Origin of the sequence: Haemophilus parahaemolyticus (genome assembly GCF_002015035.1) — a bacterium.
Classification (GTDB): Bacteria; Pseudomonadota; Gammaproteobacteria; order Enterobacterales; family Pasteurellaceae; genus Haemophilus_A; species Haemophilus_A parahaemolyticus.
On sequence record NZ_MUXY01000001.1, the window covers coordinates 24,690 to 42,490 of the forward strand.

The window sequence follows — 17,801 nt, forward strand, 5'->3', positions numbered from 1 at the left end:
GCAAAAAAATTACAAAAGTATGATGTACTCCTCCTAAAAAATCCTTAAATTATCGACAAGTTCAGTTAGGTGCGAATTAAGCTAAAAATTCCACCGCTTTGTGAGGATTCCCAAATGACCGATGTTCGATTAGTCAATGTTTGCAAATCTTATGGCAACGTACATATTTCTAAAAACGTCAATTTAGATATTAAAGATGGTGAATTTGTCGTTTTCGTCGGTCCATCTGGTTGCGGCAAATCAACCCTTCTTCGTATGATTGCAGGTTTAGATGAAATCACTTCAGGTGATTTATTTATTGGCGATAAAAAAATGAATGATGTGCCACCCGCCAATCGTAATATCGGGATGGTATTCCAATCTTATGCACTCTATCCGCACTTAACGATTGCGGAAAATATGTCGTTCGGCTTGAAATTAGCAGGGGCAAAAAAAGAGGAAATTGAGCAACGCGTGAACCAAGTAGCAGAAATTCTACAACTTGCTCACCTTTTAACCCGCAAACCGAAAGAGCTTTCAGGCGGTCAGCGTCAGCGTGTCGCAATTGGGCGTACATTAGTTTCACAACCAGAAGTCTTTTTGCTTGATGAACCCCTTTCTAACCTTGATGCGGCATTACGTGTACAAATGCGGGTAGAAATTTCTAAACTCCACAAAAAACTCAACCGCACAATGATTTATGTGACCCACGATCAAGTCGAAGCCATGACTCTCGCTGATAAGATCGTGGTATTACAAGCAAACAGCGACAACATTGAGAGTAATGTTGCTCAGGTGGGGCGCCCATTAGAGCTTTATCACTATCCTGCTAACCGTTTTGTCGCGGGATTTATCGGTTCACCAAAAATGAACTTTTTACCTGTGCGTGTGTTAGAGGTGAAAGAGGACGCAGTTAAAATTGAAATGCTTGATGCCGATCACGTGAGTTTCTGGATTCCTGTGGAAGGCAGGGGCTTAAATGTGGGCGATAACGTTTCATTAGGTATTCGTCCAGAGCATTTACTCCCTTGCGAACACAGCGAAATTTGTATTAAAGGCACGGTAAAAGTGGTGGAACAATTAGGGCACGAAACGCAAGTTTATCTCGAATTACCTGCAATTAAACAAAATATTGTTTATCGCCAAAATGACATCGTGTTAGTCAAAGAGGGCGATGAAATGGCAATCGGTATCAATCCGAATCGATGTCACCTGTTCCGCGAAGATGGTTCAGCGTGCAGACGTTTATATAAAGAGTTGGGTGTTTAACCTGTTTTTACATAATGACAAAACTAAAGGAGCTTATTATGAGCCTTAATAAAACAGTATTAGCGACAATCGTATCTGGTGCATTACTTTCTAGCACAGCATTTGCTGTTGATTTTCATGGTTATGCTCGTTCAGGCATTGGCTGGACATCAGGCGGTGGTGAACAATCTGCGTTCTCGGTAAATGGTGGTGGTTCTAAATACCGTTTAGGTAATGAATCTGATACCTATGCAGAATTTAAATTAGGTCAAGAACTATTTAAATCAGGTGAGAAATCTATCTACTTTGATTCTAACGTTGCTTATGGCGGTACGTTAAATGATAACGACTGGACAGATACTAGCCCAGCACTACGCGAATTAAATGCACAATTTAAAAACTTTGCAGATGTGTTACCTGGTGCAACATTATGGGCAGGTAAACGCTTCTACCAACGTCACGATGTGCATATGAACGACTTCTACTACTGGGATATTTCTGGTCCTGGTGCAGGGGTTGAGAATATTGATTTAGGCTTTGGCAAATTATCTGTAGCAGCAACTCGTAATACTGAGCGTGATGGTGCATTCTCTTACTATTATGACCACGCAACCAAAAACTATAAGAGCGATCGTAAGCAGAAAAAATCGGTTTATAACGATGTATTTGATGTTCGTTTAGCGAATATTGAATTATGGAAAGATGGTTCATTAGAATTAGGTTTCGATTATGCTAAAGCCCACACCAAAGATGATGCACATTTCGTTAACGATAACGCAGTGAAAAAAGGCTATATGGGTACAGCAGAATACACCCAAGGTAACTTCTTCGGCGGCTTCAATAAATTTACCGTACAATATGCAAAAGACTCAATGGTGGATGGTGCGGGACATGCTAGTGGTAGTTCTGCAGATAAACGCGGCAATATGCTTCGCTTAATCAACCAAGGTACATTCCAAGCAAGTGATAAAGTAGAAGTCATGTATGCCTTAATCTATCAAAAAAATGATTTAGATAACAAACAAGGCAAAACGTGGTACTCTGCTGGCATCCGTCCAATGTATAAATGGACAGACACGATGAGCACTTTATTAGAAGTGGGCTACGACCGCATTAAAGATCAAGCCACTGGCAAGAAAAATGATTTAATGAAATACACTGTTGCACAACAATGGCAAGCAGGTAACAGCATTTGGGCTCGCCCGGCAATCCGTGTATTCGGCACTTACGCACACTGGAATGATAAATTCAATACCGCAGCTCGCACTAACCAAGGTTACAAAGCGAAAGATGGCGAATTTATCGGTGGCGTACAATTTGAGGCTTGGTGGTAATATCTAACACCGTCATATATCGTAGGGACAGGGGCTATCCCTGTCCTTTTCGTATTATTGGACGGGGATAAACCCTACTCCTACAATTTATTACAATGAATATTTCAGGGGATAATTTATGAAATTCAAACTCTCCCTTTTATTTTCCGCTCTTGCCCTTTCAAGTGCTATTTTTGCAAACGAACCATCTAAAACAGAACTCGCTAATTTCAATTGGCAAGCGGTCGATTTATCGCAAAAAATTACCAGCGATGTGAACGAGGCAAAAATTGTCGCCTTCGCTAAAAATCTTACAGGCACAGAGAGTGCCGTTATTGGTTACAAAATTCCTGCCAATCAAGGCACATTAAATATCAAAATCAAAAGCTTGGTCGTAGATAACAACCACATTTTTGTACCGAATGTATTAGTGCTTGATAGCGATTACAATGTTTCTCTCAAATATCCAGCCTCCCAATTTAAGAAAGCGGAAGAGCGAGGATTAGAAGGTAACCAATTACAAGCTGAATTAAGCTTAACCCCTGTTTCAGGACAAGATTTTGTTTATGTGCTTCTCTACACCACTGAACAAGATCTGAATGGGCAAACCCAATTCACCCACCCTGCTAAACTCTATGAAAAGGCAAAAGGCAACCAACCGCCAGCAATTGCCGATATTATGGTCAAACATACCAATTCAGGTAAAATCGAGTTAGAAGTGGATGGCATACAATCAACGCAATTTGTCGGTTTAGGTAATATTGCTAAAGGCGGTGCGATCTTTGAAAGTAAAGCACAAACTGCACCTACGCAAAGCGTGGGAGAGGCGAAACCAACGGCGAGCAAAATGCAAAAAAGCGTTAAAAATGAACCGCTTGCTCAGCCTGTAGAGCAAACTACGGAGCAATATTTCAACCAAGCGGTGAAAAGTGCGCTGAAAAATCATGACATTAATAAAGCAATGAACTTGGTCAATGAAGCAGAAAAATTAGGCTTAACTCAACCTCGTAAAATTTTCTTACAGCAAGTTTCATCTAAATAATCCTATCTTTTTATCATAATGATCCTTTTGCCATCACTGCTGCAACACCGTGATGGCTTTTTTATATTCTGGTTACCAGAAATTTCTCCCCCATTTTCTGTAAAAAATTGCTAAAATCAAACTGATATACATCATAAAAAGAGGAAAAGAAAGGATGCCAGCTCTAATTTCGGGTTTAATGTCGAGTAAATTTATCGCTCATTTTTCGAAAAAAGAAAATAAGATTGAACGCCCTGCCTTATTGGCAAAATTAGAAAAAGCAAAAAATTATCCACTCACCCTACTTGCTGCTCCAGCAGGTTATGGCAAAACGACCTTAATGGCTGAATGGCAAGCTATTCAAACTGCAAAACATCAGCGAGTTAGCTGGTTAAGTTTAGATAAAAGTGATAATCAAGCGGTCGAATTTGCTCGCTATTTTACACAAGCATTACGGGACGCAACGCATCTCTCTTTTAGTCATTGCCTCTTTCAAGATGATCTTACCCGCTATTTTCATGAACTCTTGCTTGAATTACAAAGCATTCGTTCCCCTTTTTATCTTATTTTGGATGATTATCATCTGATCGAAAATGCAGAAATTCACGAAGCAATCCGATTTTGGCTAAAGCATCAGCCTGAAATGATGCATCTCATTCTGCTTTCTCGTACGCTTCCTCCCATCAGCATCACACAATTACGATTGCGTGAGAAATTGCTTGAAATAGGCGTAAATGATTTAGCCTTCGATCTTGAACAAAGTCGTCAATTGATTGAACAAGCAACGCATATTACCCTAAGTGAAACAGCACTTCATCTCCTCTATGAGCACACGCAAGGTTGGATTAGTGCACTACAACTACTTTGCTTTAGTTTAAAAACTTCCCTAGAATGGCTTAATACACCAGAGAAATTATTTGCTAGCCTGAGTCAGCAATATATAGAAGATTATTTGAGCGAGGAAGTCTTCCATTTCATTCCATCACAAACGCAATATTTTATGCAATGTTGTGCTCTGCTACATAAGATGAATGAACGCCTCGTATTCGCTTTAACGCAAGCAGAAAATGGGATTTATCAACTTGCAGAATTAGAAAAACAAGGCTTATTTGTACAACGTAATATTCATGAGAATGGCGAAACGTGGTGGCAATTTCACCCGATTTTATCTGATTTTTTACGCCAACGTTGCCGAATGGAACACCCTCAAACTTGGCGAACATTACATCACCTTGCTATAACAGAATGGCTAAAGCTAGGTAATGGCACAGAAGCCTTATATCACGCTCAAATTTTAGAAGAGCCAGCATTACTTTATAAAGTATTGCAAGAATATGGTTGGAAATTATTCCATCAAGGACAATTAAAATTACTCGAAGAGTGTTTAAATTTAATGCCTGCTGAGCAGATTTGGCAGGATTCGAATTTAGTGCTGCTGAAAGCGTGGCTATCACAAAGCCAGCATCGTTATCAAGAAGTCTCGGGAATCTTGCAAAATTTTAAACCAAATCAACCGCTTGAAGAGGATTTACAGGCTCATTTTGAAGCCTTGCAAGCTCAAGTTGCGATTAATGAAGGCAATGAGGATTTAGCTTACCAGCTTGCGAATCGTGCTTTAGTACATTTTTCTTCTAAAGTGGGCTATGCTCAAATTGTCGCTAATTCTATTATTGGCGAAGCACAACATTGCCAAGGTTACCTCAAAGAAGGTTTGCAGCGAATGCAAAAAGTAGAAAAGATGGCGTTAGAGCACTCTGCTTATCATCAATGGCTCTGGTCAAAATTACAGCAAGCTGAAATGCTTTCCGCTCAAGGTTTTCTACAATCTGCTTATGATTTACTGAAAGATACGACGCAACAGGCTCAACTTTTACACAAAATTCCGATGCACGAATTTTTATTCCGTTTACGCGGACAAATTTTGTGGGAATGGCATCACTTAGATGAAGCTGAGGAGATGGCAAATGCGGGGATAGAAGTGCTTGAAAAAGAGAGTGAACAAGCCCATTGCTTGGCATTGATCGCAAAAATTTCTCTCACTAAAGGAAATTTAACGAATGCTTCCCGCTTAATTGAACAAGGTAAAAATCTACTTGCTAGCCATTCTGTTCATCGCGATTGGCTAACGACTTTTGATGAAGTTCAGCTCTATTATTGGCAAATTAGCGAAGAAAAAGCACCGCTTGAAGGGTGGTTGGCACAAACCACATTCCCGACTCAAGATCATAATCATTTCTTGCAACGCCAATGGCGAAATATTGCCCGCTGCTATTTGTTGCAAGCACAGTTTGATAAAGCATTAGAGATCGTAAACCGCTTATTAAAAACCACGGCAATCTTTAATTTAATTAGTGATACACAACGAGCTTTGATTTTACGCAATCGCATTTATTATCAACAAGACCAGTACGATTTAGCTCAACGCGATTTAATCCAAGCCTTAAATCTCAGCCAACAAACTAATTTTATTAGTGCGTTCGTGATTGAAGGCGAATTGATGGCTGAACAAATCCGCCAATTACTGCAAATCAATGTGTTAGATGATTTATCGACGCATAAAGCGAAATTTATTTTACGTAGCATTAACCAGCATCATCGTCATAAGTTCGCCCATTTTGATGAAGAGTTTGTGAGTCATTTACTGAAAAATCCACAGCTGCCTGAACTGCTCAAAATAAGCCCGCTCACTTCCCGCGAATGGCAAGTGCTTGGGCTAATTTATGCAGGTTATAGCAATGAACAAATTTCTCAAGAATTAGTCGTTGCAATAACCACAATCAAAACGCACATACGCAACCTATACCAAAAGATTGGTGTTGAAAATAGGATTGAGGCGATTGAGTATACGAAGAGTTTATTGAAGATGATGGGGTATAATTAAGAAAAAGGCAGAATTCATATTCTGCCTTCAAACTTTTATCTATTTTGTTGTTTTTTTAATATTCTCTTTTGGCTGTTTTTCATCATAAACAATGGTTTTTACACATAATTGAATAATTTGATCTGAACCATTGCGGATATATTCATCATCACGAACTTGATTCCTTTTTTGCAAGTCGTGCATTGCATCATCAATCCCTTGGATCATACTTGGCTTATGTAGCAAGCCCCAACAACTTGGATCAAGATAATTCACTTTTTGTTGGAAAGCATCGGCAAAAAGCACACCGCTATTATAGGCATATTCTTTATGATCGACTAAACGGTTGATGGTTAAGGCTTGAATTTGCTCAATCGGCATTGGCACACGGTTGTAATACCAATTTGTTACGCCTTGAGTAAATTGAGCAATATCGTAATCTTTGGTAACACGATCTTTATAGGTTTGCCCTGTTACGCTATAAGCAATGGCATAAGATTTTTGATCTAGTTCAGTTTCGCTTAAGCGTGGTAATGTCGTATTTTTATTGGAACAAGCGGCAAGGAAACCAACTGTGCAAATTAAAAAGATTTTTACAAGGTTTTTCATTTTTACTCCTGATTTCTTTTTTGGAAATATTAAAACTGATACAATTCTACCCGAAATAAAATATTTTTGCTTGAGGATTGAATGAAACAGTATCTTGATTTGTGTAATCGTATCGTGAATGAAGGCAAATGGGTAGCCAATGAACGCACTGGTAAGCGTTGTTTAACAGTAATTAACGCTGATTTAACCTACAATGTTGAAAATGGCGAATTTCCTCTTGTTACTACTCGCCGTAGTTTCTGGAAAGCGGCTATTGCTGAACTATTGGGTTATATTCGTGGTTACAGTAATGCTGTTGATTTCCGTGCCTTAGGCACAAAATCTTGGGATGCCAATGCTAATGAAAATACAGCTTGGCTTAATAACCCGTATCGAAAAGGTGAAGATGATATGGGATTAGTTTATGGAGCAATTGGACGTAACTTCCCAAAGCCTAATGGCGGTTCTGTCGATCTGCTTTGTCAAATTGTCGATGATTTAAAACGCGGTATTGATAATCGTGGCGAAATTTATACTTTCTATCATCCTGGTGCGTTTGATTTAGGTTGCTTACGCCCTTGCCTGCATAGCCATCACTTCTCACTTTTAGACGGTAAACTCTACTTAAATAGTACACAACGTTCTGCCGATGTGCCACTTGGATTAAACTGGAATATGATTCAATGTTACACTTTCCTTGCGTTAATGGCTCAAATCACAGGACACACAGCAGGGCAAGCATTCCATAAAATTGTGAATGCACATATTTATGAAGATCAACTTGAGCTTATGCGTGATGTGCAGCTCAAGCGAGAACCACTGTCTGTACCGAAACTAATTATCAACCCAGATATTAAATCACTTGAAGATTTAGAAACTTGGGTTACGCTCGATGATTTCAAAGTAGAAGGCTATGAATACCACCAGAGTATTCAGTATCCATTTTCAGTGTAATGAAAAGTAGATAAAAACGCAGAAATTTTCAGAATTTCTGCGTTTTGTTTAAGAAGGCTTAAGCTGTAATCACTTCTACCCCACCCATATATGGGCGTAACACTTCAGGCACAGTAATTGAACCGTCAGCGTTTTGGTAGTTTTCTAACACTGCAACAAGGGTACGACCAACCGCTAAACCAGAACCGTTTAAGGTGTGAACCAAACGGGTTTTCTTATCGTTTTTTGCTTTGCAACGAGCTGCCATACGGCGCGCTTGGAAATCCCACATATTTGAGCAAGAAGAAATTTCACGGTAAGTATCTTGAGCAGGTAACCACACTTCTAAATCGTAAGTTTTACAAGAACCGAAGCCCATATCGCCCGTGCAGAGTAATACTTTGCGGTACGGTAAGCCTAAAAGTTGTAATACTTTTTCAGCATGTCCCGTTAATTCTTCTAACGCTTCCATTGATTTTTCAGGTGCAACAATTTGTACCATTTCCACTTTTTCGAATTGGTGCATACGGATTAAACCGCGAGTATCGCGACCGTAAGAACCTGCTTCTGAACGGAAACAAGGGGTGTGAGCGGTCAATTTTAACGGAAGTTTTTCTTCTTCAATAATTTCATCCCGTACTAAGTTCGTCACTGGTACTTCAGCGGTTGGAATCAAGCTAAATGAGCGTTGAACCTCATTAGGATCTTGACCTGTTAATGGTTGAGTGTGGAATAAATCTTCACCAAATTTTGGCAATTGACCTGTGCCGAATAAGCTGTCGTGGTTTACTAAGAATGGTACATTTGTTTCCACATAACCGTGTTGTTCGGTGTGTAAATCCAGCATAAATTGCGATAACGCACGGTGTAAGCGGGCTAATTTACCTTTCATTACCACAAAACGGCTTGCGGTTAATTTTGCACCAGCACCAAAATCTAATCCGCCTAAGTTTTCACCTAGGGTTACGTGATCTTTAATTTCAAAATCAAATTGACGTGGTTCGCCCCAACGAGCAACTTCTAAGTTTTCGCTATCGTCTTTACCTAATGGCACTTCTTCCGCAGGTAAATTTGGTACGTTTAAAAGCAACTCTTTAATTTTCACTTGCACTTCATCAAGAGTTTTTTTCGCTTCATTAAGCTCATTGCCCATATTATCCACTTCTGCCAATAAAACAGAAATATCTTCGCCACGTGCTTTTGCTGCACCGATATTTTTAGAACGAGCATTGCGTTCTGCCTGTAAAGTTTCCGTTTTCACTTGCAATACTTTACGTTGTTCTTCTAACGCTTTTACTTGTTCAACGTCTAAAATAAAGTTGCGTTTTATTTTTAATGCGTTTGCTACTTCATCTAAGTGAGTACGCAGAAGGTTTTGGTCGATCATTGTGTATTCCTTTTGTTTAAAATGTTAGCTACGAGCAGCGTTTTTCATAATGCGTTGTTTTGCAACTTGCCACTCGCGATCTTTAATATCTTCACGTTTATCGTGCAGTTTTTTACCTTTCGCCACACCAATTTTCACTTTTGCCCAGGCTGCTTTCCAGTAAACAGAAAGTGCTACAACGGTCATCCCATCACGGTTTACTTTACCAAAGAGAGAGTCTAGTTCACGTTTGTTGAGCAACAATTTACGGGTGCGTGTTGGATCTGCTACAATATGGGTGGAAGCCACGTTTAATGGGGTGATGGTCGCCCCAAATAAAAAGGCTTCACCATTGCGGAAAGTAACATAGCTATCACCAATATTTGCCTTTCCTGCACGTAAGGATTTTACTTCCCAGCCTTGTAATTCTAAGCCTGCTTCAATTTCCTCTTCGATAAAATATTCGTGACGAGCACGCTTATTTAGTGCGATAGTATTCGAAGCTACTTTTGGTTTCTTTGCCATAATTCAATTCTTGTTAAAAATAAAACCGATTTTACCCTAATCTAACATATCAGCCAATAAAAACTGTAGCACTGCATCCATCCGTAAATGTGGAATAGGCTCATCATATTCAATATGTTTCGGTTCAAACTGGTCAAAATCGAACTGATTATATTGCCAATAACTTGCATTCGGCAAACGGCTCGGTACGCTACCTGGATAAGTGACCGACACTTGTGATGGATTATTGGAACGCACACCTTTTACCGCTTTGAAAGATTGCCCATCTTTGGTCACATTCACTACATCAGTTGCTTTGATGCTTGAAATCGCATAATAGCCTAGCTCTTTAATGCCCTCAAAAGCGGTGTGATTTCCGCCTTCTAAAACCAATTGTCGCATTAAACTTTCTAAATTCGGAATTTGTTCTGGCGTAATATGATCGGCTTTGGTCGCTAAAAATAGCAATTTATCAATATGTGCGGAAAAAAGGCGAGAAAATAAATTTCTCGTGCCATAATGAAAATGTTTAAACAATTGCTGCAAGCCGATTTTCATCTCCATAAATTCATGATAACCGTGATTTAATGGCGTTAAACAATCAGCCAAAATTACCTGACGATCAAAACGAGAAAAATAATGATCATAAAACGGTTTTACTATTTTTTGCTGGTAATGGTAATAGCGTTTTTCCAACATTTTATAGGTGCTATTTTTATCTGCTTTTTCTAATTTTCCCCAATCCGTTTCCGTTAAATTTAATAATGGAAAGAATTGTAGAACAGGTGCACCTTGCATATTTTGATCAGGTAGCACAAATCGCCCAGGTTGAATATACTGCATTCCATTTGCTTTGCATTCTAATAAATAAGCGGTGTATTTTTCACTTAAATTTGCAAGTTGGTTTTCATCGGCTTTTGTAAAAAGATCCAAATTTTCGACCGCTTGTAACCATTCTTTCGCTAACTCTGCACGTTTTCCAGTGTGTACTAATTGCTGTGCTTCGCACCATTCTTTAAAAGATTGATTTAAGATTGGTAAATCCAGCAGCCATTCACCTGGGTAGTCAAAAATATCTAGATAGAGCGTATTTTCTTCTGCTAAATGGCGAGAAATGCCCTTACGTTTATAGCGAATGGCTAAGCGAATTTCACTGATGCCACGCGTGGAATCACACCAACGTGCAGGCGTTTCTTCTAAACATTGACGATTTTTATCATATTCAAAACGAGGAATGGTTAAATCCCCCTGTTCAATGCGTTTGACCGAGACAATTTGCCCCGATTTTACTGCCTGAAATAGGGGAAGGTTTGCTGTTTGAGAATGCAAAAGTTGATCGACAAGGCTAGTAATAAACGCCGTTTTTCCGCTTCGGCTTAATCCTGTTATCGCCAAGCGTAAGTGGTTATCTAAGCCACGTTGAACTAAGGTTTGGAGTTCATTTTTAATTCGATTAAACATAATAGGTTTTCTGATAAAATAATCTTCCGATCATATCAAAAATAGGCAGAACAAAAAATGGAAAATGAGATTGAATTAAAGATTATGCTTGAGGCACAAAACATTGTGCCAATTACGCAATGGCTTGCAATGCAACGGGTTCTAGATGAAAGTGAAACGGCATTAGGCAACACTTATTTCGATACGCCAGAACAATATTTTGCCCTTAATCAAATGGGCTTTCGTGTGCGATCGAAAAATCAGCATTATGAAATGACGCTCAAAACTAAAGGCGAGATTGTAGGCGGTTTGCATATTCGTCCTGAATATAATCTGCCATTAGAGAATGAAAAGCCTGATTTTAAGCGGTTGATTTCTCATTTTAATTTGCAAATTGAACAAGCAGAACAGGTTTCAGCAAATCTTCAACCAACGTTCAGCACCGATTTTCTACGCCACCAATGGTTAATTGAGATAAACAAATCACAAATTGAAGTGGTGCTCGACCAAGGCGAAGTAAAAAATCCATTCGGTTCGGAAAAAATTTGTGAGCTTGAATTTGAATTAAAAACAGGAGCATTAGCGGATATTTTTCAGCTTATTGAGCAAATGCCCAAATTAAATGGAATGTGGTTAAGCAGTTTAAGCAAAGCACAACGCGGTTATATTGTTGGCAGGCCTGAGCGTTTTAAACAAGAAATTTTACAAGCGGTCAAAAAAGAAAAAAATTATACACTGGAACAGCAATTAGCTGATTATTTACGTCTTTATCCAGATGAAGAAATTTATCAAATTTTTGTGCACGAATTTTCTGAGTTTAAGCGATATAAAGTGGTGGAATTACAAGAATATTTGAAAATGAGAAATTATTTAGATAAAAATATCAACACCTTAAAAGAAATTGCAAATATTCGTTAATTTTTCATTATTTTAAGTAGGCGGTAAGCCGCCTATTTATAGTTCTTTCGTTTCTTCCCAAATCTTTTGCTGTTCTGCTTCCAATTTTGCTAATTCTCGTTGAGCTTTACGCTCTTCTTTTAATGCCTGCTGGCGAATTTCATCTTCCGCTTCCCAAATATCATAGGCTTGAACAATTTTAGCAACCACAGGATGACGAACAATGTCTTTACTGTCGAAGAAGTTGAAACTTAATTCTGGCACATCTTTTAGCACTTCCATAGCATGTTTTAAGCCAGATTTTTGGTTACGAGGAAGATCAACCTGAGTAACATCACCTGTAATGACTGCCTTAGAATTAAAACCAATACGGGTTAAAAACATTTTCATTTGTTCGGTCGTCGTGTTTTGACTTTCATCTAAAATGATGAAAGCATCGTTTAGTGTGCGACCACGCATATAGGCAAGCGGTGCAATTTCGATCACACTTCGTTCCATCAATTTTTGGGCACGTTCAAAGCCGAACATTTCAAATAGGGCATCATAAAGCGGGCGTAAATAAGGCTCAATTTTTTGCCCTAAATCCCCTGGTAAAAAGCCTAATTTTTCGCCCGCTTCAACCGCTGGGCGGGTAAGCAAAATACGGCGAATTTCTTGGCGTTCCAGTGATTCTATTGCTGCTGCCACCGCTAAGAAGGTTTTACCCGTCCCTGCTGGACCAATCCCGAAGCTGATGTCGTGCGTTAAAATATTACGTAAATAAGCTTGTTGGTGCTCACCTCGAGGTTTAATCACGCCTCGTTTGGTTTTGATTGAAATTTCACCGTGGTTAGACGATTGCCAATGATTTTGTAGCAACATTCGGCTTTCTTGGATAGCAAGATGCACATCTTCTAAATCGAGCTCTTTGATTTTTCCTTTAATTGGGGCAGTTTCAACATAGAGCTGTTGAATAAGTTTAGCTGCTTGTGGCAATAATGTAGCAGAATGGTGTGTATCTTCCGTAACCATAATAGTAAACATAAAACCTTGACGAGCAATGCTGAGATTAAAACTCTTTTCAATCAAAGCTAAATGCTCATCAAACGCCCCACAAAGCGATTGCAAGCGGGCGTTATCGGTAGGAGAAAGAGTAAAGATAATTTCGTTCAAAATTGTTCCTTTTTATCTTGGGTTTAGCTAGCAACTTGTTTTCCAAAATCTTCAGGCAAGTCTTGTAAAATCTTAGTCCAATAAATACCGCTTTGTTGGCGATTTTTTGCGATACATTGTTGTACGGCTTCATCGTCTCCTTGTTCGCAAAGTATTTTTAGCGTTTTATAAAATTCAAATGTGCTAAGGCGAGCAATTTCTTCGCGGAAAAATAGGCTTGCAACTTGAATATACATCTCTTTAAAGCTGTTTAAAATTAATCCATAAACAGGTTTGTTCGCAATAAAAGTAAATTGACGGAAGAGGGTGTAGTCAAAAGAGGCATAAGCAAAAGCGGTATTTTCTAAATTATCTAATTCAGAGAATAAATTTGCCGAGGCTTTTGCATCTATTTTTACTGCTTCACGCACATAATATTCAACCATTCGGGTACGTAGTGAAACCACATTAGAGATTATAATAGGTAGATAAGAGCGGTCTAATTTGATGATTGTTTTGATAATGTTTGGACCACCTGTTTCCCAAATGTTATTCACCCGCGTTGCCTTACCGTGTTGAATCTGCAACCAACCATCGCGGGCTAAGCGTTGTAATACCTCACGTAAGGTAGTGCGCGTAACGCCAATGCGTTCGGCAAGTTCTCGTTCGGCTGGTAGGTCAGAACCTGCAGGGAAGTGATTATTCCAAATACTTTTTACAATATATTCTTCTGCTAAAGCAGCAGGGCTTTGTGCAGTTAAAATAGTTGAGTTATCCAAAATGCCCCCAATGGCAAAACTAAATAAAATTTATCGTTTTTTTAATTATTATCAAATTTTCTAAGAAAAACCGCATAAATAAGCAACGATATTGAATTGTATTGTCGCTTAATTTCTATTATATTGCAAACTCACATTAGCCTTTTACTCTTTATCTTATCTTCATTGTACAGGGAGTTCCTGATGAAAGGAGCAAACGTATTTTTCAAAACTTTTTTAGGAAAAAGTCCAAATTGGTACAAATTGGCAATCGTCAGTTTTCTTATTATTAACCCAATCATTTATTTCTTTGTTTCTCCCTTTGTTGCAGGCTGGTTGCTTGTGGCTGAATTTATTTTCACACTTGCGATGGCATTGAAATGTTATCCACTTCAACCTGGTGGTTTATTGGCGATAGAAGCGGTTGTAATTGGGATGACTAGTCCGCATCATATCAAGCAAGAAGTTATGGCAAACTTTGATGTCATTTTGCTTCTTATGTTTATGGTGGCTGGCATCTACTTTATGAAACAGCTTCTGCTCTATATCTTTACTAAACTACTTCTCTCTATTCGTTCTAAAAAGGCTCTCGCTTTAACATTCTGCTTAAGTGCAGCTTTCCTTTCTGCTTTCCTTGATGCCTTAACTGTTATTGCCGTGATTATGAGCGTGGGTACGGGCTTCTATTCAGTTTATCACCAAGTGGCTTCAGGCAATACCTCAATTGAAGAGCAATTGGATGTGAGCAATGACGATAAAATCACCAATCATAAATATATTTTAGAAGAATTCCGAGCATTCTTACGTAGTTTATTGATGCACGCAGGCGTTGGTTCTGCATTAGGCGGCGTAATGACAATGGTTGGCGAGCCGCAAAACTTAATTATCGCAGGGCAAGCAGAATGGCCGTTCGTAGAATTTTTAATTCGAGTAGGGCCTGTGAGCATTCCAGTATTAATTTCAGGTATCATTACTTGTTTAGTCGTTGAGCGTTTTAAACTCTTTGGCTATGGAGCAAAATTACCACTTCGTGTATGGGTCATCCTTGCTCGCTATAATCAAACCAAGGAAAAACGAATGACAAAGCAAGATCGCTTTAAAATGGCGATTCAAGCAGTTGCAGGTATATGGCTTATTTGTGGTTTAGCACTTCATCTTGCTGATGTAGGCATTATTGGTTTAACCGTGATTATTCTCACCACCGCATTTTGTGGTGTCACTGATGAACATTCTCTCGGTCGCTCTTTCCAAGAATCAATGCCATTCTGTGCCTTGTTAATCGTGTTCTTCTCAGTGGTTGCGGTTATTATCGATCTCAAACTTTTCGAACCAATCATCCACTTTGTACTAGCGGCTGAACCACATTCACAACTCTCGTTGTTCTATATTTTCAACGGTTTACTTTCAATGATTTCAGATAACGTTTTCGTTGGTACGGTTTACATCAATGAAGCGAAACACGCCTTAACCTCTGGTATCATTGGTCGTGAACAATTCGATATGATTGCAGTGGCAATCAATACAGGGACAAACTTGCCATCGGTTGCAACACCAAATGGTCAAGCAGCGTTCTTATTCCTCTTAACCTCAGCATTTGCACCGCTTATTCGCCTTTCATACGGTAAAATGGTGTGGATGGCATTACCATACACCATTGTACTTTCAGTGGTTGGATTCCTATCACTTGAATTTCTTCTCCCTGAAATGACCGATTTAATGTTGCAATGGGGCTGGATCATTAACCGCTAAAGAGAATAAAAGCAGAATAAATACAAAGAGCAGATCATCATGATCTGCTCTTTTTAGAATTACTTTTTAGTATTTATTAATGGATTTCCCCACACTGCAAACAATATAAATAACGATATTGTGGATCATTAAATTTTGCAAAAGTTTGGGCAAAATCGTCCGCTTGTTTGGCGATCGGAAGGTTTAACCATTTGGCAAAGCTGACTTGTATTTTGCTGTTGAAACTGCGTGAAAGTTCGGCAAAAAGAGACTCATCACGGTCGCCAAACCATTGTGGCACCAATTTTTCGTAAGCTGGTGTGTCTTCTGAGCGTTGTTGTTTCAGCAACTCGCTCATTGCATATAATGCATTATCAAAATCACCAAGTTGGTCTACTAATCCTTTCTCTTTGGCAACCGCACCTAACCAAACTTGCCCTTGGGCGATTTTATCTACATCTGCTTTGGCAATATTACGCCCACGGCTGACCAAATCTAAAAACTCGCGGTAGCCTTGTTCTACGCTCATTTGAATCAGCATTTTCTGCTCTTCAGATAACGGTTTTAAACTGCTGATTTCCGCTAATGGTGAGGTAGCAATACCATCTTCTCGTATGCCTAAATTTTTCGCGGTTTTTTCTAAATTGAACATCACACCAAAGATACCAATTGAGCCTGTGAGCGTGTTTTTGTCGGCTAAAATTTTATCGCTAGTTGCTGCAATCCAATAGCCACCTGATGCAGCCATTCCGCCCATAGAGCTTACTACAGGGATGCCTGATTTTTGGATTGCCTCCACTTCTTGGCGAATTAGCTCCGAAGCTAAAGCACTGCCACCAGGGCTGTTGATACGGAGTACTAAGCCTCGTACGCTTTTATCTTGCTTCACTTTTTGCAGTTGAGCAATGATGGTGTCTGCCCCCGCTGTGTTTTCTAGGCTTTCACCCATTGTGATTTCGCCCTCAATATTGACTACAGCGATTTTGTTTTCGCCTTTGCGATTAAAACGATCAATCAGACCGCTTGCGTAATCTTGGTAATCAATGGATTTGAATCCTTTTTCGTCGTCTGCTCCGAATTTATCCGCAAGTGCTTGACGAATTTCCGCTTGACTGTTGATATGGGTCACAAATTGTTGCTTTAACGCAAAATCAGCTTCATTGCCTTGTGTTTGTTTTCGCATCTCAATCAGTTTATCTAATGGCGGTACGATATTTTCGGCAGAAATTTTTCGATTTTCTGCCAATGTCTCTTTTACATTTTGCCACATTGGATACAACCAAGCGGTCGCATTTTGCTTGGCTTCTGCAGACATTTCATCGCGAATCAGTGGCTCGACGGCAGATTTGTAAGTGCCCACACGGAAAATATATGGCGTTGCTTCAATTTTGTCGAATAACGATTTGAAATAGAGCGTGCTGTATTTCAAGCCTTCCAACTCCACCGCACCAGCGTTGTTGAGGTAAATTTGATCGGCAAAGCTCGCCAAATAATATTGTTTTTGGCTGAAACTGTGACCAATTGCAATTACGGGTTTGCCTGATGCTTGGAAATCTTTGATTAGCTTGCCAAGATAATCAAGTGAAGGATAATCTCCACCTTCGAATTTGGCTAAATCTAATACCAGTCCTGTAATTTTTTCATCAACTTTCGCTTGACGAATAGCATTCGCAACGTCAAAAGTAGAGTATTTTTGTGGTTGCTCGTTGCCCATTTCAGCTTCTAACAAGCGGTAGAAATCGGGGTATTCTTCGCGATTATCTGCCAAATAACCATTTAAATTGAGCACTAACGCACCGTGGTCAAAGGTTGACATGGCTTCAGTTTCAGCCTTGCCGTTAAATGAACTGAGCAATGACACAAAAGCAAAGCTGATCATTACGAACAGTAGGAAGAAGAGTGTTACCACGCCTTCACGGATATAGCGGAACACTCGGTAGAGTGCTTTGAGTAGCTTTAACATAGGGATCTCAGAGTAAAAAAATGAGTGACTAAATTAGCACAAAATCAAAGATTATTTAATAAAACCAAGGTA

Annotated in this window: 14 protein-coding genes; 7 read left to right on the forward strand and 7 right to left on the reverse strand. The window is 39.2% G+C overall.

All coding sequences use genetic code 11. The annotated features are described in order from the left end of the window. Window positions 1-114: 114 nt before the first annotated feature. From malK to malT, 4 genes are all read left to right on the forward strand, one after another. Complete coding sequence (malK, locus tag B0185_RS00125; RefSeq protein ID WP_005707344.1) at window positions 115-1,248, forward strand: maltose/maltodextrin ABC transporter ATP-binding protein MalK; 1,134 nt, start codon at window positions 115-117, stop codon at window positions 1,246-1,248. 38 nt (window positions 1,249-1,286) lie between these two features. Next, window positions 1,287-2,561, forward strand: a complete 1,275-nt coding sequence (locus B0185_RS00130; protein WP_005707270.1) for a maltoporin — start codon at window positions 1,287-1,289, stop codon at window positions 2,559-2,561. A 118-nt stretch (window positions 2,562-2,679) separates the two neighbouring features. After that, on the forward strand, window positions 2,680-3,582 hold the full coding sequence (malM, locus tag B0185_RS00135; RefSeq protein ID WP_005707281.1) for a maltose operon protein MalM: 903 nt from the start codon (window positions 2,680-2,682) through the stop codon (window positions 3,580-3,582). A 154-nt stretch (window positions 3,583-3,736) separates the two neighbouring features. After that, complete coding sequence (gene malT, locus B0185_RS00140) at window positions 3,737-6,442, forward strand: HTH-type transcriptional regulator MalT (protein ID WP_005707304.1); 2,706 nt, start codon at window positions 3,737-3,739, stop codon at window positions 6,440-6,442. 39 nt (window positions 6,443-6,481) lie between these two features. Here malT and B0185_RS00145 read toward each other — a convergent pair whose 3' ends face one another. After that, the gene (locus tag B0185_RS00145; protein ID WP_005707317.1) at window positions 6,482-7,030 is read right to left on the reverse strand and encodes a hypothetical protein; all 549 of its coding nucleotides are present in this window, start codon (window positions 7,028-7,030) and stop codon (window positions 6,482-6,484) included. Window positions 7,031-7,111: 81 nt separating this feature from the next. Between B0185_RS00145 and B0185_RS00150 the strand changes: the two genes are divergently transcribed. After that, on the forward strand, window positions 7,112-7,963 hold the full coding sequence (locus tag B0185_RS00150) for a thymidylate synthase (protein ID WP_005707295.1): 852 nt from the start codon (window positions 7,112-7,114) through the stop codon (window positions 7,961-7,963). Window positions 7,964-8,021: 58 nt separating this feature from the next. On the opposite strand, the gene serS is transcribed toward B0185_RS00150, so the two are convergent. From serS to B0185_RS00165, 3 genes are read right to left on the reverse strand one after another with little or no spacing between them, the layout of a single operon-like run. Further along, complete coding sequence (serS, locus tag B0185_RS00155; RefSeq protein WP_005707382.1) at window positions 8,022-9,329, reverse strand: serine--tRNA ligase; 1,308 nt, start codon at window positions 9,327-9,329, stop codon at window positions 8,022-8,024. Between the two features lie 24 nt (window positions 9,330-9,353). Continuing rightward, window positions 9,354-9,836, reverse strand: a complete 483-nt coding sequence (gene smpB / locus B0185_RS00160) for an SsrA-binding protein SmpB (protein WP_172461635.1) — start codon at window positions 9,834-9,836, stop codon at window positions 9,354-9,356. A gap of 33 nt (window positions 9,837-9,869) precedes the next feature. After that, on the reverse strand, window positions 9,870-11,273 hold the full coding sequence (locus B0185_RS00165) for a YcjX family GTP-binding protein (RefSeq protein WP_005707276.1): 1,404 nt from the start codon (window positions 11,271-11,273) through the stop codon (window positions 9,870-9,872). Between the two features lie 57 nt (window positions 11,274-11,330). Here B0185_RS00165 and B0185_RS00170 point away from each other — a divergent pair, with 57 nt between their 5' ends. Next, window positions 11,331-12,170 (forward strand): CYTH domain-containing protein, encoded by an 840-nt coding sequence (locus B0185_RS00170; protein ID WP_005707315.1) that lies wholly within the window; start codon window positions 11,331-11,333, stop codon window positions 12,168-12,170. 36 nt (window positions 12,171-12,206) lie between these two features. On the opposite strand, the gene B0185_RS00175 is transcribed toward B0185_RS00170, so the two are convergent. After that, the gene (locus tag B0185_RS00175; RefSeq protein ID WP_005707299.1) at window positions 12,207-13,301 is read right to left on the reverse strand and encodes a PhoH family protein; all 1,095 of its coding nucleotides are present in this window, start codon (window positions 13,299-13,301) and stop codon (window positions 12,207-12,209) included. A gap of 23 nt (window positions 13,302-13,324) precedes the next feature. Beyond that, window positions 13,325-14,059 (reverse strand): fatty acid metabolism transcriptional regulator FadR, encoded by a 735-nt coding sequence (fadR, locus tag B0185_RS00180; protein ID WP_005707283.1) that lies wholly within the window; start codon window positions 14,057-14,059, stop codon window positions 13,325-13,327. Between the two features lie 183 nt (window positions 14,060-14,242). Here fadR and nhaB point away from each other — a divergent pair, with 183 nt between their 5' ends. Continuing rightward, window positions 14,243-15,787, forward strand: a complete 1,545-nt coding sequence (nhaB, locus tag B0185_RS00185) for a sodium/proton antiporter NhaB (RefSeq protein ID WP_005707346.1) — start codon at window positions 14,243-14,245, stop codon at window positions 15,785-15,787. 76 nt (window positions 15,788-15,863) lie between these two features. Here the strand turns inward: nhaB and sppA are convergent, their stop codons facing one another. Continuing rightward, window positions 15,864-17,729 (reverse strand): signal peptide peptidase SppA, encoded by a 1,866-nt coding sequence (gene sppA / locus B0185_RS00190; RefSeq protein ID WP_039863404.1) that lies wholly within the window; start codon window positions 17,727-17,729, stop codon window positions 15,864-15,866. Window positions 17,730-17,801 lie beyond the last annotated feature (72 nt).